Raw genomic sequence first — 20,374 nt, 5'->3', positions numbered from 1 at the left:
TTCCTCCCCCCGGATGCCGGCGGCGAACGCGATCGCGCATGCGGGACGGGTCATCCGATCACCGCCCGCGGCTGGCGACGCACGGCGTCGGAGATGCGCAGCAGGATGGCGACGATCAGCCAGTTGGCGACGAGGGACGAACCTCCCGCGGCGAGGAAGGGCGTGGTGAGGCCGGTGAGGGGGATGACACGTGTCACGCCGCCGACCATGATGAACACCTGCAGCGCGATCGTGATTGACAGGCCGGTCGCGAGGAGCTTTCCGAAGTCGTCCTGGCCGGCGATGCCGACCCGCAGGCCGCGGCTGATGAAGACCATGTAGAGACAGAGAATCGCGAAGGCTCCGACGAGCCCGAGCTCCTCGGCGAGGCTCGGGAAGATGTAATCGCTCTGCGCGAGCGGCGTGATCTGAGGGCGCCCCTGACCGAGACCGGTGCCCAGCAGGCCGCCGTGGGCCATTCCGAAGATGCCCTGCGCGAGCTGGTAGCTGCTGTTGTTGATGAGTGACGGGTCGAACGCGTGCAGCCAGTTCGTGAACCGGGCACCGACGTAGGGCAGTACCTGGGCGGCGGCCACGGCGACTCCGGCTGCCATCGCGACGCCGAGCAGCACCCAGCCGGTCTTGCCCGTCGCGACGTAGAGCATGCCGACGAACATGCCGAAGATGAGCAGGCCGCTGCCGAGGTCGTGCTGGGCGACGATGATGCCCACCGAGATCACCCAGACCACGAGGAGCGGGCCGAGATCGCGCGCGCGCGGCCACGTGATGCCGAGGAAGCGCTTGCCCACCGACGACAGGCTCTCGCGTGTGCGCACGAGGTAGCCGGCGAAGAAGATCGCGAGGGCGATCTTCGCGAGCTCGCCCGGCTGGAAGGAGAAGATGCCGAGGTTCACCCAGACGGCGGCGTTCGCGTTGATGGCGAGGCCGGGGATCAGGGGGAGGACGAGCAGAAGCACACCGACGAAGCCGAACACGTACGTGAAGCGGAACAGCACGCGGTAGTTGCGCAGGAACACCACGATGAGGATGGAGCCCGCGATGGCGATCGCCGCCCATGCCAGCTGGCGGGTGGAGTAGGCCGCCCACCCGGTGTAGCGGAACGCTATGTCGATGCGGTAGATCTCGGCGATGCCGAGCCCGGTGAGGAGGGTCGCGATCGGCAGCACGAACGGGTCGGCGTTGGGTGCCCGGAACCGCAGCACGACGTGCAGACCGAGCGCGAGCAGGGTGAGCCCGCCGGAGTAGGTGAGGATCGTGACATCCACCTGACCGAGTGCGCCGAGCTGCACGAGCACGATCGCGGCTGCGGAGATGAGGCACGCGAAGATCAGCAGCCCCAGCTCCCGGTTGCGCAGGGTCTGCGGCGAGCGGATGCGGCGCAGGGCGCGCAGCACCGCGGTGTCGGCCTGGATCGGCGCGTCGGCCGGGGTGGTCGTCATCCGCCGGATCCCTTCTGGGGAGTGATGCGCTCCACGATGCTCTGCGCCTCGGCGAGGGAGCCGGCGGAGATCGTCGCCGTCACCGTGGCACGGTCGAACGGCGCGAGGGAGTCGAGCGTGATGCCGGTGTCCTGGTAGAGCTCGGACAGGTGGATAGGTCCGATATTCGCCTGGATGCCGCGGTAGATCACCACCGTGTCGTTGTCGGCGCCGACGTAGTAGCGCGTCTGCGTCCAGGCGTACGCGCCCGCGAGCGCGGCCGCGATGAGCGCGATGACGATGACCAGACCCACGATCCAGGAGATCCGCCGGCGTCGCGCGCGCCGCCGGTCCTCTTCGATGAGCTCTTCGAGGAACTGCGGCTGCGGCTCGAAGTGCGTCGGCTCGTTCGCGGCCTGCCGCACCGGGTGCAGCCAGGACGATCGGCCGGGACGGGCGGCGGTGACGACGACGCCCGTCGGGTTCGAGGCGGAGCCCACGATCGTCGGCGTGCCGGAGAAGACCGGATGCTGCCCCCCGACGTCGACGATGACGATGGTCACGTTGTCGGGGGCACCCGCGTCGAGGGCCTGCTTGAGGAGCATGTCGGCGGTGCGGGCGGGTGCGTGGCCCGCCGCGAGCGCCTTCGCCGTGTGCGTGTCGTCGACGACGCCGGAGAGCCCGTCGGAGCACAGCAGCCACCGGTCGCCCGGGCGGGTGGGCATGATGAACGAGTCGACCTCGGGGTCGGGGTCCATGTCGCCGAGCACCCGCATCAGCACCGAGCGGCGCGGGTGGTAGCGCGCCTCCTCCGGCGTGATCCGCCCGGAGTCCACCAGACGCTGCACGAAGGTGTGGTCGGTCGTGATCTGGGTGAGCGCGCCGTCGCGGAAGAGATAGATGCGCGAGTCGCCGATGTGGGCGATCACGGCATAGTCGTCGACCATCACGATCGCACTGACGGTGGTGCCCATGCCGGCGAGCTCCGGGCGGGTGGCGACCGTGTCGATCAGGTCGGTCGCCGTCTCATGGATCGTCTCCTGCAGCGCGCGCTCGGCGTCGAGCGACGAGCCGAACGGGCGGTCGAGCTCCTCGAGCCGGTCGACCGCGATGCTCGACGCGACATCCCCGCCGGCATGGCCGCCCATCCCGTCGGCGACGACGAACAGGTTCGACCCGGCGTAGCCGGAGTCCTGGTTGTTCGATCGCACCTTGCCGGTGTGCGAGAGCGCTGTGCTCGATCCCTGGAAGACCATCGGGCGCGATCAGTCCCGCAGCTCGAAGGTCGTGGCGCCCACCTTGATCGGCGCGCCGAGCAGAACCGGCACGGGTGAGCTGACGCGGTCGCCGTCGTGCCACGTGCCGTTGGTCGAGTCGAGGTCCTGGATCATCCACTGCTCGCCCCACAGCAGCAGGCGTGCGTGGTGGCTCGAGGTGTAGTCGTCGCGGATGACGAGACCGGACTCGCTGGAGCGCCCGATCGTCAGTGGCTCGGTGCCGAGCGTCAGCTCGAGTCCGGCCTTGGGCCCGCTCGTGATCACGATGCGATGGGCGTTCTCGGATGTCGCCTTCCCGCCCTTCTTCGCCGAGGCGCGGGCCGCGGAGGTGGGCGAGGTCGCGAGGGTCGGTCCGGTGCCGGCGACGAGGGGGGCGGCGGTCGCCGCGGTGGCGGCGGCGGCGGGGGCGGCCGCACGCACCGGCCCGGATGCGGCCCCGGCGTCGGGGAGTTTGCGCACTCGTACGCCGAACAGGTCGGCGCGCAGCGAGTAGATGACGGCGAACACGAAGAACCACAGGATCAGCAGGAAGCCGATCCGCAGCAGCAGAAGTGTGAGCTCGCTCACATCGCTCATGACAGCGGACTCCCCCAGTTGTCGCCGCGTACATCGAACGCGCGCGTCGTATCGTCGGCCGCCGCGGGTGCCGGGCGCCGGGGCGCCTCGGTCGATGCGATCACGCGGAAGACGAGGTTGGTGTTGCCGATCGAGATGGTGGCGTCGCTCGGCAGTGCCGCCTCGGAGATCTTGCGGCCGGCGAGCTTCGTGCCGTTCGTCGACCCGAGGTCGCGCACCATGGCGCGTTCGCCGTCCCACAGGATCTCGGCGTGCGTGCGGCTGGCTCCCGCGTCGGAGATCGTGATGTCGGCATCCGATCCACGGCCGATGACCGTGCGGGCACCGGCGATCGGGTATCGGCGACCCGCGACATCCACGACCGCCTGCCAGGAGACGCGACCCTCGGCGATCTGCGACTCGACCCGCAGTGTGCCGGTGGAGAGGCGGTCGTCGGAGACGAGCGAGATCGTCAGCGCGGACGGAAGCGTGTAGCCCTGCGTGCGGGCGTGGGTCGTGATGACCTCGCGCAGCTCCGCCTGCAGCGGGGTGCCGAGCGCACTCATGCGCTCCTCGTCGGACGTGGCCAGATGCACGACGAAGGCGTTCGGAGCCAGGATGCGCTCACGCGAGACGATCGCGGCCTTCTTGTCCATGTCGCTGCGCAACGCCGACGCGATGTCGACGGGCTCGATACCGCTGCGAAAGGTCTTCGCGAAGGCGCCGTTGACGGCGCGCTCGAGACCTTTCTCGAAGCTGTCTAGTAGTCCCACGTGACTCCTCAGGCAGGCCGACGGGTTGCTTCATCGTAGTTGCACACCCTGGAGGAGCCGTGAACAACGCGTCTCGAGGTGCGTGCCGGCCGCGGCCCCGTGATATCCTCGGGAGGTTGAGTGGGCGGATGCCTCGGCATCCTCTCCGAACGCGCGAGTGGCGGAATAGGCAGACGCGCTGGCTTCAGGTGCCAGTGCCCGAAAGGGCGTGGGGGTTCAACTCCCCCCTCGCGCACAGCACAATGACGAAGGCCCCCGGGATGACCGGGGGCCTTCGTCATTGAGGTCACTGGGCGGCGTAGCCGCCGTCGACCAGGTGGTAGGAGCCGGTCACGAAGCTGGCGGCGTCGCTCGAGAGGAAGGCGACGATCGCGGCGACCTCCTCGGGGGTGCCGAGACGGCCGAGCGCGTGCTTGGCGGCGAGGGCGTCCTTGGTGGCCTGGTCGAGGTTCTTGTCGAGCAGCGGGGTGGCGATGAACCCCGGGCCGACCGCGTTGACGCGCACCTTCTGCGCGCCGTACTCGAGGGCGGCGTTCTTGGTGAGGCCGATGAGGCCGTGCTTCGCGGTCACGTAGGCCGATGAGAAGGGGATGCCGACGGAGCCGAGCACCGAGGCCATGTTGACGATCGAGCCGCCCCCGTTGGCTGCCATGGCGACGACCTGCGCGCGCACGCCGTAGAACACGGCGTTGAGGTTGACCTCGATGACCTTCTGCCAGCTGTCGAGGGGGTACTCCCCTACGGGGGCCGCGGCGCCGCCGATCCCGGCGTTGTTCACGGCGATGCGCAGCGGCGCGAGGGCGTTGGCGCGCTGGATCGACTCGTCGATCCACGCGGTGTCGCTCACGTCGCCGACGAAGGCGCTCGCGGTGCCGCCCGCGGCGGTGATCTCGTCGACGACGGATGCCGCGGCATTCGCGTTGATGTCGGTGACCAGCACGCTCGCGCCGCTCGCCGCCAGGGTGTGCGCCACGGCGCGACCGATCCCCGACCCCGCTCCCGTCACGATCGCCGAACGTTCTGCGACGTCGTACACAGCCATGTCGATTCCTTTCCTCATCCGGCGTGACCGTGATGAGGCGGCGCCGGCCGATGGCGGCGGCGCGGGTGCGCCTGCCGTCGGGCAGCCTGAAAGGTTGTCCTTGTTCGACAACTGTCGAAGACCATCGTGCATTCCCGGACAGTCAGACTGGGCGTTGCTTATGCGCTTGCCGCAAGATCGACGCGGGCACCCCCACGCGCCGCCGCCGCCGCGTAACGTAACGACTCGCATCCCTCGTGCCCCCAGCGGAGGGATCCACAAGAGCCCCCTCCTGATCCCCCAGCCGGGAGGGGGCTCTTCTCTGTCTTGGCGCGAACTCGCAGCCCTTTTCCGGTGGGGCGCACAGCCCGGCGACGACGTCGAACCGACGTCGCGCAGCTCATCGATTTCTCACGGCTCACCCGCTATGCGCGGCGGTTTCGAGGTCATTAGAGTGAACGCTGTCACGCATGGCGTGGCATATCCGGGGGGATCCGTCGACGCCCGGGCCTTGAGTTCACTCGGCCCGGGCGTCGTATGGGTTAAGGGCCCGATCGGGCGCTCGGGCGGGGTCCTCCCACGCAACGGTTGCGTTAACGATCTGCGATCGCCCTCGCCCCGAGCCGTGATGCCCGCTAGCGTGAAGCGAACACCGGTGCACTGGGCGCCGGTTGCAGTAGAGAACGGCAGTTCATGAGCACGACGGGTACGGTCAAGTGGTTCAACTCGGAGAAGGGTTTCGGTTTCATCGCTCCTGATGAGGGCGGCGCCGACGTCTTCGCGCACTACTCGGCCATTCAGGGAAACGGATACCGCTCGCTCGAAGAGAACCAGCGGGTCGAGTTCGAGGTCGAACAGGGTCCCAAGGGACTGCAGGCGGCGAGCATTCGCGCGCTCTGACCGAAGCGTTCGAGGGGACGGGATGCCGCGGCATCCCGTCCCCTCGTCATGTTCGGGCTCAGCCGGCGCGCACGACGTCCACCCCCGCCGCCGCGAGCTGACGCAGCGTCGCGGTCGGCAGGAACGCGCGCACGAGGGCGAGACCGATGCGGGTGAGGTCGCTCTCGTCGCGGTAGAGCAGGTAGAGCGGCTCGTGGCGGGGATGGAACTTCTGCTTGAAGCGTTGCAGAGAGCGGAATCCGTAGACGGGCTCGAGCGATTCGGCCAGCCGGTCGCCCAGCGCGGCGAGGCCGCCGGCCTCCTGCGGGAGATCGTGGGCCAGCGGCGCACCCGACAGTGACATGAACTCGGCGCCCTCCGCCTCGAACTGCTGCGCGGAGGATCCGATGAGGAACTCCATCACCGAGGGGAAGCCGCCCTCGCGGCGGCGCATGAGGTCGAGCGTCCACCCGCGAACCACACCCTGAGCGCCGTACACCGGCAGCCAGGACAAGAAGCCGTCGACATCGCCCGACGGCGTCACGGCCAGGGCGATCCGCACCTCCGGATCGGCGGCCTCGATGAGGCTGCCGAGGGTGAAGCCCATCTCGGGCAGGTCCTTGTCGCCGAGCCATTCCTCGGAGATCGCACGGATCTGCTGGCGCACGCCCCAGGACTCGTGCACGAGGTGCGTCATGCGGAACTCGACCTGCTCGCGGTCGGCACGGTTGAGGGACGTGCGCACCGAGTTCCACTTCTTGCCCGTGAACTGCAGCCCCGGAAGATCGACGATCGTGTCGGCGGCGACCACCAGGCTCCTCCAGCTGGGCGGGAGCAGCGCGCGGGTCGACTCGCTCGCGCTGAAGAAGCACGGCACGAGACCGGCGTGCTCCGCACCGTCGACGAACGCGTCGACCACACCCGGGGCGTCGCTCGGCGGGCCGAACGGATCGCCGAGCGCCAGGGCCACTCCGTTGCGCCGCTGGTAGGTGAGCATCCCGCCCGTCGCCGTCCGCACCGTCGAGTTGGCGTCCCACGTGGCCATCCATGACAGAGTGCCGCCGCCGTCCCGATGAAGGGCGCGTCGCACCTCCGCCCGCGTGGGCGGAGGCAGGGCCGACAGGCGGGTGCCGCGCCCCGCGCGGAACGCACGCCGCTCGATGAGCAGGTAGACGAGGAGCAACGCCCACAGCACCCCGCTCACGATCGTCAGGGCGGGATCGCCGGAGATCGCGTCCGTCACCTCGCTCCACCCGACCAGTTCGGCGCCGATGAGCACGAAGACCACGGCGAGGATGTTGCCGCCCGCGAAGACCGCGGCGACCCACCACGTCCAGCGCCGGCCGCGCAGCAGGCCGCGAGCGATCAGCACGATCACCACGACGTCGACCGTCACATCGAGGATCGGACCGGGGTCCGGCGTCGTACTGCCGAACATGCCCGCTGTCGGCACCACGAGAACGATGATCTCGAGCGCCCCGAGCGCCAGGACGGCGACGAAGGCGATGAAGCGCTTCTCGCGCAGCGACGCCTTGCGCAGGCGCAGCGACCGGTCGACGATCAGCACGCCGATGACCGACACGGCGTGCTCGAGATCGCCGAGGTTGCCCCAGAAGACCATCGTCACACCGACGAAGGCGAGCAGCACGAGCCAGGCGCGCACCCGCCAGGGCGGGCGGAAGAGCCCGACGGCTGCCGCGATGCACGCCATCGTGCCGCCCGAGGGGCCGACGTCGAGGTGATGCGACTGCGCCACGGCCCACGGCCACCCGGTCATCGCGAGCAGCCACACGATGAGAGCCGCGACCAGCACGGTGCCGATCTGGCCGATGACGAAGTATCGGGTCGCGACCTTCCACCCGCGGTGGAACTCGAGGTACGCCATGCCGGCGAAGCTCACGATCACGACCGGGTAGAGGATCGGCGAGTGCACGAGCAGTGCACCGGTGAGGGGCGTCCACCAGTGCCCCTCGAGGAGCGAGGGCAGGCCGTAGGCCAGGTAGCGCCAGGCATGGTTCTCGCGCAGCGGGAACCAGAGCGCGGCGCTCACGAGTCCGGCCACGAGCACCAGACCGAGGGTGATGAGCGTCGCCGGGATGCGCGCGACGACGGTGATCACCGGATGCCTCGTCGGCGCCGCCGCATCCGTCATGTCGGCCAGCCTACCGACCGGGTCCCCGGTCGACGAGGGGTTCAGGCGGCCGGCAGCACGAGTGCGCGCAGCGCCTCGATGTCAGCCGCCTCGGCGACCGCGCCCTCGGCCTCGCCCGGGCTGCTGAAGCCCCAGTCGACGAAGATCACGGGCACGCCGCGCTCGGTGCCGCCCTCGACGTCGTGGTGGCGGTCGCCGATGAGCACGGGACGCGAGACGTCGATGCCCTGGGCCTCGAGGCGGCGGAGGGCCTCGGCGACGATGTCGGCCTTGCGGCCGAGCGTGCGCTCATCGGCGGTGGCACCGGTGATCGAGGCGAACAGCGGTGCGAGTTCGAAGTGCTCGAGGATCGCCTTCACCTGAACCTCGGGCTTGGAGCTCGCCGTGGCCTGCGGCACGCTGCGGTCGTGCAGCTCGTGGATGAGGTCGGCGACCCCCGGGTACAGCCGCACGTCGGTGGTGTAGCCGTCGGCCTTGCCGAGCTCGCGGTAGTGCGCGACGGCCTTCTCCGCCTCCTCCGGGCTCAGGTGCGCCTGCGTCTGGAAGGACTCGAACATCGGCGGGCCGATCCAGTGGGTGAGCTCCGCCTCGGTGGGGGCGGGCAGCCCGAGACGCTCGAGCGAGATCGTCAGCCGACGGAGGATTCCGACCGAGGCGTCGACGATCGTGCCGTCGACGTCCCAGAGGACGCAGGTGTAGGGGAGGGACACCCCTTAACGGTAGTCGTCGCCGACGGCACGGGATGCCGCGGCATCCGGTCGTCAGAAGAGCCGGGGTGCGCCCGACTCGACGCCCTTCATGCCGTCGTAGTCGAGGGTCACGCAGCGGATCCCGCGGTCGCCGGCGAGCACCCGCGCCTGCGGCTTGATCTCCTGCGCGGCGAAGACGCCGGTGACCGGCGCGAGGTGGGGGTCGCGACCCAGGAGCTCCAGGTAGCGGGTGAGCTGCTCGACGCCGTCGATGTCGCCGCGGCGCTTCACCTCGACGGCGATCGTGCCGCCCTCGGGGTTGCGCAGCAGCAGGTCGACCGGGCCGATCGCAGTGGGGAACTCGCGCCGCACCAGGGTGAGTCCCTCGCCGATCACGTCGACCTGCTCGGCGAGCAGGCGCTGCAGGTCGGCCTCGACGCCGTCCTTCTGCAGGCCCGGGTCGATGCCGAGCTCGTGGGACGAGTCGTGCAGCACCTCGTAGAGCTTCACGACGAGCGCGTCGCCGGACTTCTGGTGGGTCACGCGCCACTGCTCTATGACACCGGATGCCGCGGCATCCTCATCGACCTCTTCGACCGCGAGCGTGCACGGCGGGCTCATCCAGTTGAGCGGCTTGTAGCTGCCGCCGTCGGAGTGCACGAGCAGCGAGCCGTCGCCCTTGTGTACGAGGAGCCGGGTGGCCAGCGGCAGATGGGCGTTGAGGCGCCCCGAGTAGTCCACGGAGCAGCGGGCGATGACGAGACGCACCCGACCACGGTACCGGCGCCCGCCCCACCCCGGCGACGCCGTTGACGCGCTCGCCGCCGCGCGCGACGATCGGGCCATGAGCATCTTCGTGAACTTCCCCGTCGCGGACGTCGCACGCTCCGCCGCCTTCTACTCGACGCTCGGCTGGAGCGCCGTCGCCGAGTTCACCAACGAGAACGCCGCCTGCTTTCGCATCGACGGCGACACGCACATCATGGCCATCAGCCGCAGCTTCTACGAGAGCCTCGGCGGCACCGAGGAGCTCGTGGGCGGGCCAGGCACCCCGTCGCCGGTGACGGTCGCCTTCAGCGTGCCGACGCGCGACGCCGTCGACGCGCTCGCCGTCGCCGCCGAGTCCGCCGGGGGCCGCCTCGGCGACACCGACGAGTACGGCTTCATGTACCAGCGGCAGTTCGACGACCCCGACGGCTACCACTTCTCGCCGTTCTGGGCCGACCCCGACGCCGGCTGAGCGCCGCCTCAGGCGTCGGTGGATGCCGCGGCCCCCCGCGGTGCGGGCGCCACCGGCGTGAGCGGCTTCGCGGCGCCCGATGCGAGACCCGAGGCGACGACCAGCACCACGAGCACGAGCAGCGTGGGGAGCAGCCCGATGTGCTCGGCGAGGAAGCCGAGCAGCGGCGGTCCGGCGAGGAACGCGACGTAGCCGATCGTCGCTGCGGCGCTCACCCGGGCGGCCGCGCGCGCGGGATCGTCGGCCGCGGCGGACATGCCGAGCGGGAAGCCCATCGACACCCCCGCGCCCCACAGGAACGCGCCGACGAAGATGAGCGGCAGGTTCGGGGCGAAGACGAACAGGATCATGCCGACCGTCGCGGTCGTCGCGAGGATGCGCAGGGTCGCGACGCGGCCGATGCGGTCGACGAGCGGGCCACCGAGCACGCGCGCGGCGGTCATGCTCACCGAGAACACGGCGAGGCCGATCGCCCCGGCCGCCTCGCCCTGGCGATGCCCCTCGCTCACGCTGAGTGCGAGCCAGTCGTTCGCGCCGCCCTCGGCGAAGGCCATGCCGAGCATGACCACGCCGATCGCGTACGTGCGCGGCTCGCGCCAGGCCGAGAGCGAGATGCGCAGACGCTCCCGCCACGGGGTGCGCTCCGTCGCGGGTGCGGCGTCGGCGGGGATGTGTGCCGGAACCTGGCTCGCGGCGATCAGCCCGGCCACGACGAGGGTGACGGCGATCACGGCGGCGTGCGTGAACACGTCGAACCCGAGCGCGACAGCGAGGGCGCCGAGGCTCGCCCCGATGACGGTGCCGAAGCTGAAGAACGCGTGGAACAGCGGCAGGATCGTCGTGCCCTGCTGCTTCTCGATCGCGGCCCCTTCGACGTTCATCGTGACGTCGACGGCGCCGTTGCCGAGCCCGAACAGCACGAGCCCGGCGAGCACCACGGCGTAGCTGTGCACGAGGTCCGTGCCGACGCCGATCACGAGCACGCCCGTGGCGAACACGGCGATCGCCGCGATGATCGTGCGCCGCGCGCCGATGCGCGTGAACACGATCGGGGCGAGGGAGAGGCCCGCGACGGACGCGATTCCGGCGCCGAGCAGCAGCAGACCGATCTCGAGCTGCGAGATGCCGAGTGCCGCCTTGATCGCGGGCACGCGCGACGCCCAGGTGGCGATGCTGAGCCCGGAGAGCGCGAAGACGACGAAGATCGCGGCGCGCCAGCGCACGAAGGCGCGGCGGTCGGTCGAGTGGAGCATGCAGCACACCCTAATCGAATCGATTCGACACACCAAGCCTCCGACGGGTTAGCATCGGTGCAACATGAGCGCACGCCGAGCCACCATCGCCGACGTCGCCCGCGAGGCGGGGGTGTCGCCGTCGACCGCGTCGGTCGTGTTCAGCGGCAAGACCCAGGTGACGGATGCCACGCGCCAGCGCGTGCTCGCCGCGGCATCCGCGCTCGGCTACACCGGCCCCGACCCCCGCGCCGCCTCGCTGCGTCGCGGGCGCAGCGGCATCATCGGCGTCGTGCTCGGCGGACGCCTGCGCTCGGCGTTCCTCGACCCCGTCACGACCGTCGTGCTCGACGGCATCTCCGAGGGCATCGCCCCACTCGACGCGGCGATCCTCTTGCTGCGCGACGACGCGACCGAGACCGGGCCGTCGCTCATGACCGCGCCCATCGACGGAGCCGTGCTCCTCGGGTGCAGCGCGCACATGCGCTCGTCGCTGGACGATGTGCGTGGGCGTGGCATCCCGGTCGTCGTCATCGAGGGCGATGCGGGCGAGGGGGTGCCGCAGATCGGACTCGACAACGAGGCCGCGCAGCGGCACATCGCGGAGTACACGAAGGGTCTCGGACACGAACGGGTCGTGCACGTGACGATGGCGTTCGACGCGTCGACCCGCGCCGGCTGGGCTCCGTCGGTCGACCTCGACGCGATCACTGTCGACGTCACCCGCGACCGACTGCGCGGCGCCCTCGAGGTGTATCCGGATGCCCCGATCTACCACGCCACCGGAAGCCTCATCGACGAGGGGTACGCCGCCGGCCAGGCCATCCTCGCGCTCGATCCGCGGCCCACGGCGGCCATCGCGCAGACCGACCTGCTCGCCGTCGGCATCGTGCGCGCGGCCCTCGACGCGGGCGTGCGGGTGCCCGAGGACTTCAGCGTCACCGGATTCGACGGCATCCGCGCCGACGGCATCGCCCCCCACCGCCTGACGACCATGGCGCAGCCCGCCGCCGACAAGGGCAGGGCTGCCGGCGAGGTGCTCGCCGCCCTCATCCAGGGGACACCTACGTCGGGGGTCGACTTCGCGAGCCGTTTCCGCGAGGGCAACACCACCGGTCCCGCGCCGCGGGCATAGGCACGCCCGTCTGGGCGAACGCCGCACGCCTCCTATGGGCCGCCCGATAGACTGAGGGCCCGAACCCCGATCGCCTGGGCGCTCCCTCGTTGAGCCCGGCCCGACGACCCCGAGGAGGCCCCGTGCTGGTCCTTCTCGCTGCGTTCGCCCTCCTGCCCCTGCTGCTGCCGTGGCTCGTCTCCCGCATCGGCTCGCGCGCGTTCTTCGTCGCCGCGGCCCTTCCCGTGCTGGCGTTCGTGCACACCGTGTCGCTGTTCCCCCTGGTCGGCACCGACACCCCGCCGACCGAGACACTCGAGTGGATTCCGAGTCTCGACATCTCGCTCACGATGCGCATGGACACCCTCGCCTGGGTGATGGCGCTCGTGGTCACCGGCGTCGGCGCCCTCGTGCTGCTCTACTGCCGCTGGTACTTCGCGGGCAAGACACAGGGCGTCGGGCTCTTCGCCGCGGTGCTGCTCGCGTTCGCCGGGGCCATGTACGGACTGGTGCTGACCGACGACATCGTCGTGCTGGTGATGCTGTGGGAGATCACGAGCATCCTGTCGTACCTGCTCATCGGCTACTACCGCGCGCGCGGCGCGAGCCGTCGCGCGGCGTTGCAGGCACTGCTCGTCACGACCCTCGGCGGCCTCATCATGCTCATCGGCGTGGTGCTGCTCGTGGTGCACACGGGCACGACGAGCATCGCGGGGATCCTCGCGGCGGCGCCCACCGGCCCGGTCGTCGACGCGGCGCTCGTGCTGATCCTCGTGGGCGCGCTGTCGAAGTCGGCGATCTTCCCATTCCACTTCTGGCTTCCGGGCGCGATGGCCGCACCGACCCCCGTGAGCGCCTACCTGCACGCCGCCGCCATGGTGAAGGCGGGCATCTACCTCATCGCGCGCCTGGCCCCCGTGTTCGCCATCGACCCGACCTGGCGGCCGATCGTCATCGGCCTCGGTGCGTTCACGATGCTGCTCGGCGGCATCCAGGCGCTGCGCGAGTACGACCTCAAGCGCATCCTCGCCTTCGGCACCGTCAGCCAGCTGGGATTCCTCGCGATCGTGCTCGGCTACGGCACCCGCGACGCCGCGCTCGCCGGCCTCGCGCTGCTCATCAGCCACGCCCTGTTCAAGTCGGCGCTGTTCCTCGTGGTCGGCATCGTCGACCGGCAGCTGTCGACCCGTGACATCCGCGAGCTCTCGGGCGTCGGCGGGCAGGCGCCGGTGCTCGCCGCCGCCGCCATCATCTCCGTGTGCTCGATGGCCGGTGTCATCCCCACGATCGGGTTCGTTGCGAAGGAGTCGGTGCTCGCCGCGTTCCTCGAGCAGGCCAGCGAAGGGGCCCCGTGGGCGAGCGTCGGGCTCGTCGCCATCGTGCTCGGGTCGGTGCTGACCGCCGCGTACGGCATCCGGTTCGTCTGGGGTGCGTTCTTCACGAAGAAGGATGCCGCGGGCTCCCCGCGTCCGCGCACCGAGTGGCCCTCTCCCCCGTTCGGGTTCTCGTTCGCACCGGTCGCCCTCGCGGTGCTCACGCTCGTGCTGGGGGCCGCGGCATCCGTTGTGGATGGCGCTCTCGCCCCCTACGCGGCGACAGTTCCCGCCGGTGCGGAGGGCGTCGGCGACCACACCAAGGCCGCGCACCTGGCCCTCTGGCACGGGTTCGAGCCCGCGCTGTGGATCTCGCTCGGCTCCCTCGCGGTCGGCGCGCTCGTCTTCTGGCTCGCGCTGCGCGTCGGCTGGGCCGAGCGTCGTCGCGTGCTGCCGTTCACCGCCGTCGACGTCTACAACGCGGCGCTGCGCGGGGTGATCCGGCTCGCCGTCTCCTCGACCACGCTCACCCAGCGCGGATCCCTGCCCCTGCACCTCGGCGTGATCTTCTCCGTGTTCGTCGTCGCCGAGGGCACCGCGCTGCTCGCGAGCCCCTCGTGGCAGGCTCAGCTGGATGCGTGGCACACGCCCGCGCAGCTCGCCGTGGCCCCCGTCATGATCGTCGCCGGCATCCTCGCCGTGCGCGCCCAGAAGCGCTACACCGGCGTCGTGCTCGTCTCGGTCACCGGACTCGGCATGGTGGTGCTGTTCGCCACGAGCGGGGCGCCCGACCTCGCACTCACGCAGATCCTCGTCGAGACCGTGACGCTCGTCGCGTTCGCCCTCGTGCTGCGCCGCATCCCCTCGCGGCTCGGCGACCACAACGCGTCGGTCGCGCCCATCGGACGGGCGGTGCTCGCGATCGCGGTGGGTGCGACGATGGCCCTCGTCGCGATCGTCGCGACGGGAGCCCGCACCCTGCCGCCGATCTCGCTCGACTTCCCGGCGCTCGCCTACCAGATCGGGCACGGCAAGAACGTCGTGAACGTCGCCCTCGTCGACCTGCGCGGGTGGGACACGATGGGCGAGCTGTCGGTGCTCGTGCTCGCCGCGACCGGCGTCGCCTCGCTCGTGTTCGTCACTCACCGCGCCGACAACCTGTCGTCGTTCACCCGGCCCATCCCCCGCCAGACCGGACGCCGCGTGCTCGTCGAGACCGACGAGGGACTGCGCCCCGCGGCATCCAGCGACTCGACCCGTCGCGCCTGGCTGTACGCCGGTCAGAGGGTGCGCGCCGAGAACCGCTCGATCATGCTCGAGGTGATCGTGCGGGTGCTGTTCCATTCGATCATCGTCGTGTCGATCTACCTACTCTTCGCCGGCCACAACCTTCCCGGCGGCGGTTTCGCCGGCGGCCTCGTCGCGGGCATGGCCCTGGTCATGCGCTACATCGCGGGCGGCCGCTACGAGCTCGGCGCCGCCGCGCCCACCGACGCCGGACGCCTGCTCGGCGTCGGCATGACCCTCGCGGTCGCCTGCGCGATCGTGCCGCTGCTGTTCGGTGAGGCCCCGCTGACCAGCGGCATCCTCGAGGCCGATATCCCCGTCATCGGGCACATCGAGTTCGTGACGTCGACCATCTTCGACATCGGGGTCTACCTCGTGGTCATCGGGCTCGTGCTCGACGTGCTGCGCAGCCTCGGCGCCGAGGTCGACCGTCAGACGCAGGAGCTGCGTGCCCGGGGGGTGAGCGTGCAATGAGCGTCTCGGTCGTGCTCATCGTCGTGATGGCGGCGCTGTTCGCCTGCGGCGTCTACGCCATGCTCGAGCGCTCGCTCACGCGCGTGCTGATCGGCTTCCTGCTGCTCGGCAACGGCGCGAACCTGCTGCTGCTGATCGTGCTCGGCAAGCCCGGCGTCGCCCCCTTCTTCGGGTCTGCCGAGGATGCCGCGTCCTTCTCGGATCCGCTGCCGCAGGCCCTCTCGCTCACCGCCATCGTCATCACGTTCGCGGTCTCGGCGTTCCTGCTGGCGCTGATCTACCGCTCGTGGCAGTTGGGCCAGGCCGACACCGTCGAGGACGACGAGGCCGACGTCGCGCTGCGCGAACGGGCCGCCGAGCCGGCCGACGCTCTCGAGACGGAGGACGAGATCACCGAGCAGGACGACGACGCCACGACCGACTTCGTCGACTCGGAGGTCGCCCCGATCACCGTGCTCTCGAGCCTCGACTTCGATGCACTCGCCGACGACGCGCCGACCGACCGGCCCACCGGTGACGGACGACGGGGGGATGACTCGTGAGCTCCCTCGTCCCCCTGCTGACCACGCTGCCGCTGCTCGGCGCGGCCGTCGCGCTCATCTTCGGTCGTCGTCGGCGCGTGCAGGTGTGGGTGTCGATCGTCACGCTGACCGCGGTGCTCGTGATCGCGTCGGTGCTGCTGGTCTACGTCGACGCCCACGCCCCGCTCGCGGTCGCGGTCGCCGGGTGGCCGGTGCCGTTCGGCATCGTGCTGTACGTCGACACCCTCGCGGCGCTGCTCGTGGTGATCTCCAGCATTGTGCTGCTCGCGGTGCTGCTGTTCTCGGTCGGCCAGGGCGCTGCCGACGGCGACGAGGACACCCCGGTCTCGATCTTCCACCCCTCGTATCTGATCCTCGCGGCGGGCATCTACACCGCGTTCATCGCGGGCGACCTCTTCAACCTCTACGTCGGATTCGAGATCCTGCTGGTCGCGTCGTACGTGCTCATCACGCTCGGCGGCACCGAGGCGCGCATCCGCTCGGGCGTCGTGTACATCGTCGTCTCGCTCGTCTCCTCGGTGCTGTTCCTCTCGGCGATCGCGGCCATCTACGCGGCGCTCGGCACGGTGAACATGGCGCAGATCGCCGAGCGCATGGCGCTGCAGCCGCCCTCTGTGCAGCTCGTGCTGCATCTCATGCTGCTGCTCGCCTTCGGCATCAAGGCGGCCGTGTTCCCACTCTCCTTCTGGCTGCCCGACTCGTACCCGACCGCCCCCGCCCCCGTCACCGCGGTGTTCGCGGGCTTGCTGACCAAGGTCGGCGTGTACGCGATCATCCGCACCGAGACGCAGCTGTTCCCCGACAGCAACATCAACACGCTGCTGCTGATCGTCTCGCTTGCGACGATGATCGTCGGCATCCTCGGCGCCGTCGCCCAGGCCGAGCTCAAACGCATCCTGTCGTTCACGCTCGTCAGCCATGTCGGCTACATGATCTTCGGGCTGGCGATCGCGACGCCGGCGGCCATCGGCGCGACCGTGTACTACATGGTGCATCACATCGTCGTGCAGACGACGCTGTTCCTCGCGGTCGGACTGATCGAGCGCCGGGCCGGCACGACGTCGATCCTGAAGCTCAAGGGCCTCATGACGGGGGCGCCGCTGATCGCGCTGCTCTACTTCATCCCGGCGATCAACCTCGGCGGTCTGCCACCGTTCTCGGGCTTCATCGGCAAGTTCGCGCTCTTCGACGCCGCCGCGCAGGTCGGCACGCCTCTCATGATCGTGCTCATCGTGGGTGGGGTCATCACGTCGCTGCTCACCCTGTACACGCTGATGCGCGCGTGGAACCTCGGCTTCTGGCGGGAGAGCACCTCGGCCGAAGAGCCCGAGGTCGAAGACCGCATCCGCTTCCTCGGGTCGGCGCCGGCTGCGGCCGTCCAGACCGAGCGCCGCGTCATCCCCAAGGTCATGACCGCCTCGACCGCCGGGCTCGTGGTGGTCACGATCGCGCTCACCGTGTTCGCCGGACCCCTGTTCGACCTGTGCGCGCGCATCGGCGCGCAGCTGAGCGAGCCGGTGCACGTCGCCCAGGTGATCAGCGACACGACGACCGGCGAGGGGGGCCACTGATGGTGCGTCGCTCCGCCGCCGCGCGCGCGTGGCGCCAGCTGCCGTTCTTCATCTGGCTCGTGCTGCTGTGGATGCTGCTCTGGGGCCAGTTCACGGTGCTCGCCGCGCTCACCGGCATCGTGGTCGCCCTGATCGTCACGCGCGTGTTCCGGCTGCCGCCGGTCGAGCTGTCGGGCCGGCTGCATCCGTGGCACGCGCTCGTCTTCGTGGTCATGTTCGCGTTCGCGGTCGTGCGCGGCTCGCTGTCGGTCGCCTGGATCGTGCTCGACGCGCGCCGCCAGCCGCGCAACGCGGTCATCGCGGTGCCACTGCGGGTCGACGACGACCTCATCATGACCCACACCGCCGTCACGTCCTCGCTCATCCCGGGGTCGCTGCTGATCGACATCGATCGCGACCGGCGGGTGCTCTACCTGCACGTGATCGGCGTGCGCAGCGCGGAGGACATCGAGCGCCAGCGACGCACGGTGCTCGCGTGGGAACGTCGCGTCGTGCAGGCGTTCGGATCGCGCGCCCAAGTGAAGACAGTGACGGATGCCGCGGCGGGAGGAGCCTCGTGAACCCCCTGCTCGTCGCGATCTACATCGTGTTCGCGCTCGCCGCGCTTCTCACGCTGTGGCGCATCGTGAAGGGCCCGTCGATCCTCGACCGGGCCGTGGCATCCGATGTGCTCCTCACCGAGGTGATGTGCGTGCTCGGCGCCGACATGGCGATCAACCACCACACCCGCACGCTGCCGGTGCTGCTGTGCCTCGCGGCGATCGGTGTGTTCGGGTCGGTCGCGATCGCGCGGTTCGTCGCGAGAAGGGAGGATCGGCGATGACCATCGACAGCGTGCTCGACACGGCCTCGCTCGTGCTGATCCTCATCGGCGCCCTGCTGTGCCTCACGGCAGCCATCGGCGTCGTGAGGCTGCGCGACGTCCCCGGGCGCCTGCACGCGGCGACGAAGCCGCAGGTGCTCGGACTCGTGCTCATCTGCCTGGCGATCGCGCTGTCGCTGCGGTCGTGGCCGGTGGTGGCGTTCCTCGTGCCCGTCGTGATGTTCCAGCTCGCGACCGCCCCGCTGTCGGCCCACATGGTCGGTCGTCAGGCCTACCGCAACGGCTCGTTCGACGCCGACACCCTCGTGGTCGATGAGCTCGCCGGACGCGACGTCGACGAAGCCTCGACGATCGACCGCGAGGCCGCCGGCGGCGCCGGCCCCCAGGAGCCCGGCCCGTCGCGTTAGGCGCCGGGCTGCGGCATCCGCTCGTCGTCGGCGCGGTAGCGCTCGTGCAGGCGCGCCTCGCCCCGGCGGTCGGGAATGCCGAAGCGTACGACGAGTGCGCCGGCGACGAGCACGATCGCGCCGACGAGGTAGGCGGCCCACGCCCCGGCCGCCAGCGACTCGCGCGCGGCCGCGAGGATCTGGCCCGCATCCGCCGGATAGGCCTGGGCGACATGGGCCGCGGAGGCGAACGACGCCTGCAGCGCCGCCGTCACCTCGGCGCCGATCTCCCCCGCGCGCCCCGAGTCGGCGATGTGGCGGGAGACGGCGCCCGCGAACCCCGCAGCGAGGATCGCACCGAGAAGCGCCTGCATGATCGACCCGCCGAGGTCGCCCTGCAGATCGGATGCCGCGGAGGCCATGCCGACGCGTCGAACGGGCGTCGATCCGGTCAGTGAGCGCGACGACGCGGTCATCACGAACGCGGCTCCCGCGCCGACGAAGAGGAAGCCGACGCCGACGAGCGCGTAGGGCGTGCTCTCGCGCCAGCCGAGCATCGTCAGGAACGCGGCGAGGATGATCGCGTAGCCGAGAAGCATCGCCCACCGGGTGCCGCGCGTACCGACCAGCCGAGCGGCGAACGGCACCGCGATCAGCAGGCCGACGGCGGCGGGGATGACGGCGGCGCCGGCCTTCAGAGGGTCGTAGCCGAGCACGTTCTGCAGGAACTGTTCACCGACGAAGATCGCACCTAGCAGCGCACCGAACGCGATGGTGCCGGCGACGGCAGGCGCCCAGAACAGGCGTCGCCGGGCGATGTGCAGGTCGAACAGGGGGAAGCGGGTACGACGCTGCCGCCACCCGAACCCGCCGATCGCGACGACGGCGACGAGCACCAGCACGATGCCCGGCACCTGCTCGCCCGGATCGAAGACGATCCCGATGCCGAGCACGAGCGCACCGACGCCGACCACGGACAACACGCCGCCGATGTGATCGACGGGCTCCTCGGACTCCGCGACGCGGGAGGGCACGGCCCACGCGACCAGCACCGCGGCGACGAGCGCGAGGGGGATCGCCATGAGGAACGACGGGCGCCAGCCGGCATCCGTCAGCACGATACCGGCGAGCACCGAGCCGCCGACGCTCGCCATCGCGCTCACGCTCGACCACAGGGCGATCGCGCGGGTGCGCGCCGGTCCGTCGGCCCAGAGGGCGGTGATCAGCGACAGGGTCGTCGGGTAGGCGGCGCCGGCCGCGAGCCCCGTGAACACCCGCGCGAGCACGAGCGCCTCGACAGAAGATGCCGCAGCGGACGCGACGCTCGCGACCACGGTGAGCGAGAGACCGATGAGCAGGAGCCGCTTGCGGCCGTAGCGGTCGGCGACGGCGCCGAGGTAGAGCACCGACATCGCCAACCCCAGCCCGTTGCCGATGCCGACGAGGTTCAGGGCCGTCTGGGACGCCCCGAACGCGTCGCCGATCGACGGCAGCGCCACCGTCGCCGCGGCGACATTGATGTTGCAGACGACGGCGGCGAGCACCAATGCCGTGAGCACGATCCCCGCCCGGACCGGTGTCGCAGGGCGGGGGGAGGCGGCATCCAACGTGGCGTCCCCTCTCGCGTC

At 70.5% G+C, this 20,374-nt stretch carries 19 protein-coding genes and 1 tRNA gene; 10 read left to right on the top strand and 10 right to left on the bottom strand.

Annotation, left to right across the window (positions count from 1 at the left end; all coding sequences use genetic code 11):
- Nucleotides 1–50: 50 nt before the first annotated feature.
- The 4 genes from BGO15_RS01585 to BGO15_RS01570 are packed head-to-tail and all read right to left on the bottom strand — an operon-like array spanning nucleotide 51 to nucleotide 4,023.
- The gene (locus tag BGO15_RS01585) at nucleotides 51–1,439 is read right to left on the bottom strand and encodes an FtsW/RodA/SpoVE family cell cycle protein (RefSeq protein WP_045247928.1); all 1,389 of its coding nucleotides are present in this window, start codon (nucleotides 1,437–1,439) and stop codon (nucleotides 51–53) included.
- The gene (locus tag BGO15_RS01580; protein ID WP_045247929.1) at nucleotides 1,436–2,674 is read right to left on the bottom strand and encodes a Stp1/IreP family PP2C-type Ser/Thr phosphatase; all 1,239 of its coding nucleotides are present in this window, start codon (nucleotides 2,672–2,674) and stop codon (nucleotides 1,436–1,438) included. Before BGO15_RS01580 ends, BGO15_RS01585 begins: the two co-directional genes overlap by 4 nt.
- Before the next feature lie 9 nt (nucleotides 2,675–2,683).
- Nucleotides 2,684–3,262 (bottom strand): FHA domain-containing protein FhaB/FipA, encoded by a 579-nt coding sequence (locus tag BGO15_RS01575; protein ID WP_056206302.1) that lies wholly within the window; start codon nucleotides 3,260–3,262, stop codon nucleotides 2,684–2,686.
- Between the two features lie 5 nt (nucleotides 3,263–3,267).
- Nucleotides 3,268–4,023: an FHA domain-containing protein gene (locus tag BGO15_RS01570; protein WP_056206161.1), complete on the bottom strand. Its 756-nt coding sequence runs from the start codon at nucleotides 4,021–4,023 to the stop codon at nucleotides 3,268–3,270.
- A 151-nt stretch (nucleotides 4,024–4,174) separates the two neighbouring features.
- Between BGO15_RS01570 and BGO15_RS01565 the strand changes: the two genes are divergently transcribed.
- A tRNA-Leu gene (locus BGO15_RS01565) sits at nucleotides 4,175–4,258 on the top strand.
- A 51-nt stretch (nucleotides 4,259–4,309) separates the two neighbouring features.
- Here BGO15_RS01565 and BGO15_RS01560 read toward each other — a convergent pair.
- Nucleotides 4,310–5,065, bottom strand: coding sequence for an SDR family NAD(P)-dependent oxidoreductase (locus tag BGO15_RS01560; protein ID WP_056519627.1), 756 nt, complete (start codon nucleotides 5,063–5,065; stop codon nucleotides 4,310–4,312).
- Nucleotides 5,066–5,737: 672 nt separating this feature from the next.
- On the opposite strand from BGO15_RS01560, the gene BGO15_RS01555 reads away from it, so the two are divergent.
- Nucleotides 5,738–5,944 (top strand): cold-shock protein, encoded by a 207-nt coding sequence (locus BGO15_RS01555; protein ID WP_045247932.1) that lies wholly within the window; start codon nucleotides 5,738–5,740, stop codon nucleotides 5,942–5,944.
- A gap of 58 nt (nucleotides 5,945–6,002) precedes the next feature.
- On the opposite strand, the gene BGO15_RS01550 is transcribed toward BGO15_RS01555, so the two are convergent.
- From BGO15_RS01550 to nucS, 3 genes are read right to left on the bottom strand one after another with little or no spacing between them, the layout of a single operon-like run.
- Entirely contained in the window at nucleotides 6,003–8,075 is a 2,073-nt protein-coding gene (locus tag BGO15_RS01550; RefSeq protein WP_056519630.1) for a bifunctional lysylphosphatidylglycerol flippase/synthetase MprF, read from the bottom strand.
- Nucleotides 8,076–8,116: 41 nt separating this feature from the next.
- Nucleotides 8,117–8,785 (bottom strand): HAD hydrolase-like protein, encoded by a 669-nt coding sequence (locus tag BGO15_RS01545; RefSeq protein ID WP_056206164.1) that lies wholly within the window; start codon nucleotides 8,783–8,785, stop codon nucleotides 8,117–8,119.
- 51 nt (nucleotides 8,786–8,836) lie between these two features.
- Nucleotides 8,837–9,532, bottom strand: a complete 696-nt coding sequence (nucS, locus tag BGO15_RS01540; RefSeq protein ID WP_045248013.1) for an endonuclease NucS — start codon at nucleotides 9,530–9,532, stop codon at nucleotides 8,837–8,839.
- Nucleotides 9,533–9,608: 76 nt separating this feature from the next.
- On the opposite strand from nucS, the gene BGO15_RS01535 reads away from it, so the two are divergent.
- A complete protein-coding gene (locus BGO15_RS01535) occupies nucleotides 9,609–10,004 on the top strand; it encodes a VOC family protein (RefSeq protein ID WP_056519633.1) in 396 nt (131 codons plus the stop codon).
- 8 nt (nucleotides 10,005–10,012) lie between these two features.
- Here the strand turns inward: BGO15_RS01535 and BGO15_RS01530 are convergent, their stop codons facing one another.
- Entirely contained in the window at nucleotides 10,013–11,257 is a 1,245-nt protein-coding gene (locus BGO15_RS01530) for an MFS transporter (RefSeq protein ID WP_056519637.1), read from the bottom strand.
- 64 nt (nucleotides 11,258–11,321) lie between these two features.
- Here BGO15_RS01530 and BGO15_RS01525 point away from each other — a divergent pair, with 64 nt between their 5' ends.
- The 7 genes from BGO15_RS01525 to mnhG all read left to right on the top strand — a co-directional run bounded on the left by BGO15_RS01525 (nucleotide 11,322) and on the right by mnhG (nucleotide 18,767).
- Nucleotides 11,322–12,371: a LacI family DNA-binding transcriptional regulator gene (locus BGO15_RS01525; protein WP_056206166.1), complete on the top strand. Its 1,050-nt coding sequence runs from the start codon at nucleotides 11,322–11,324 to the stop codon at nucleotides 12,369–12,371.
- A gap of 122 nt (nucleotides 12,372–12,493) precedes the next feature.
- Nucleotides 12,494–15,424 (top strand): Na+/H+ antiporter subunit A, encoded by a 2,931-nt coding sequence (locus BGO15_RS01520; RefSeq protein WP_056519640.1) that lies wholly within the window; start codon nucleotides 12,494–12,496, stop codon nucleotides 15,422–15,424.
- Complete coding sequence (locus BGO15_RS01515) at nucleotides 15,421–15,966, top strand: Na(+)/H(+) antiporter subunit C (protein WP_045247939.1); 546 nt, start codon at nucleotides 15,421–15,423, stop codon at nucleotides 15,964–15,966. The genes BGO15_RS01520 and BGO15_RS01515 overlap by 4 nt, the downstream gene beginning before the upstream one ends.
- Nucleotides 15,963–17,537 carry a Na+/H+ antiporter subunit D gene (locus tag BGO15_RS01510; protein ID WP_045247940.1) on the top strand — a complete coding sequence of 525 codons (1,575 nt, stop codon included), beginning with the start codon at nucleotides 15,963–15,965 and terminating at the stop codon, nucleotides 17,535–17,537. The genes BGO15_RS01515 and BGO15_RS01510 overlap by 4 nt, the downstream gene beginning before the upstream one ends.
- Nucleotides 17,537–18,097, top strand: coding sequence for a Na+/H+ antiporter subunit E (locus tag BGO15_RS01505; RefSeq protein ID WP_056206168.1), 561 nt, complete (start codon nucleotides 17,537–17,539; stop codon nucleotides 18,095–18,097). Before BGO15_RS01510 ends, BGO15_RS01505 begins: the two co-directional genes overlap by 1 nt.
- Nucleotides 18,094–18,360, top strand: coding sequence for an MrpF/PhaF family protein (locus tag BGO15_RS01500; RefSeq protein ID WP_045247942.1), 267 nt, complete (start codon nucleotides 18,094–18,096; stop codon nucleotides 18,358–18,360). The genes BGO15_RS01505 and BGO15_RS01500 overlap by 4 nt, the downstream gene beginning before the upstream one ends.
- Complete coding sequence (gene mnhG, locus BGO15_RS01495; RefSeq protein WP_045247943.1) at nucleotides 18,357–18,767, top strand: monovalent cation/H(+) antiporter subunit G; 411 nt, start codon at nucleotides 18,357–18,359, stop codon at nucleotides 18,765–18,767. The genes BGO15_RS01500 and mnhG overlap by 4 nt, the downstream gene beginning before the upstream one ends.
- Here the strand turns inward: mnhG and BGO15_RS01490 are convergent.
- The gene (locus BGO15_RS01490) at nucleotides 18,764–20,305 is read right to left on the bottom strand and encodes an MFS transporter (protein WP_235557457.1); all 1,542 of its coding nucleotides are present in this window, start codon (nucleotides 20,303–20,305) and stop codon (nucleotides 18,764–18,766) included. The genes mnhG and BGO15_RS01490 overlap by 4 nt on opposite strands.
- Nucleotides 20,306–20,374 lie beyond the last annotated feature (69 nt).

The organism is Microbacterium sp. 71-23 (assembly GCF_001897265.1).
Lineage (GTDB): Bacteria > Actinomycetota > Actinomycetes > Actinomycetales > Microbacteriaceae > Microbacterium > Microbacterium ginsengisoli.
This window is presented reverse-complemented; position numbering and strand designations above follow the sequence as displayed.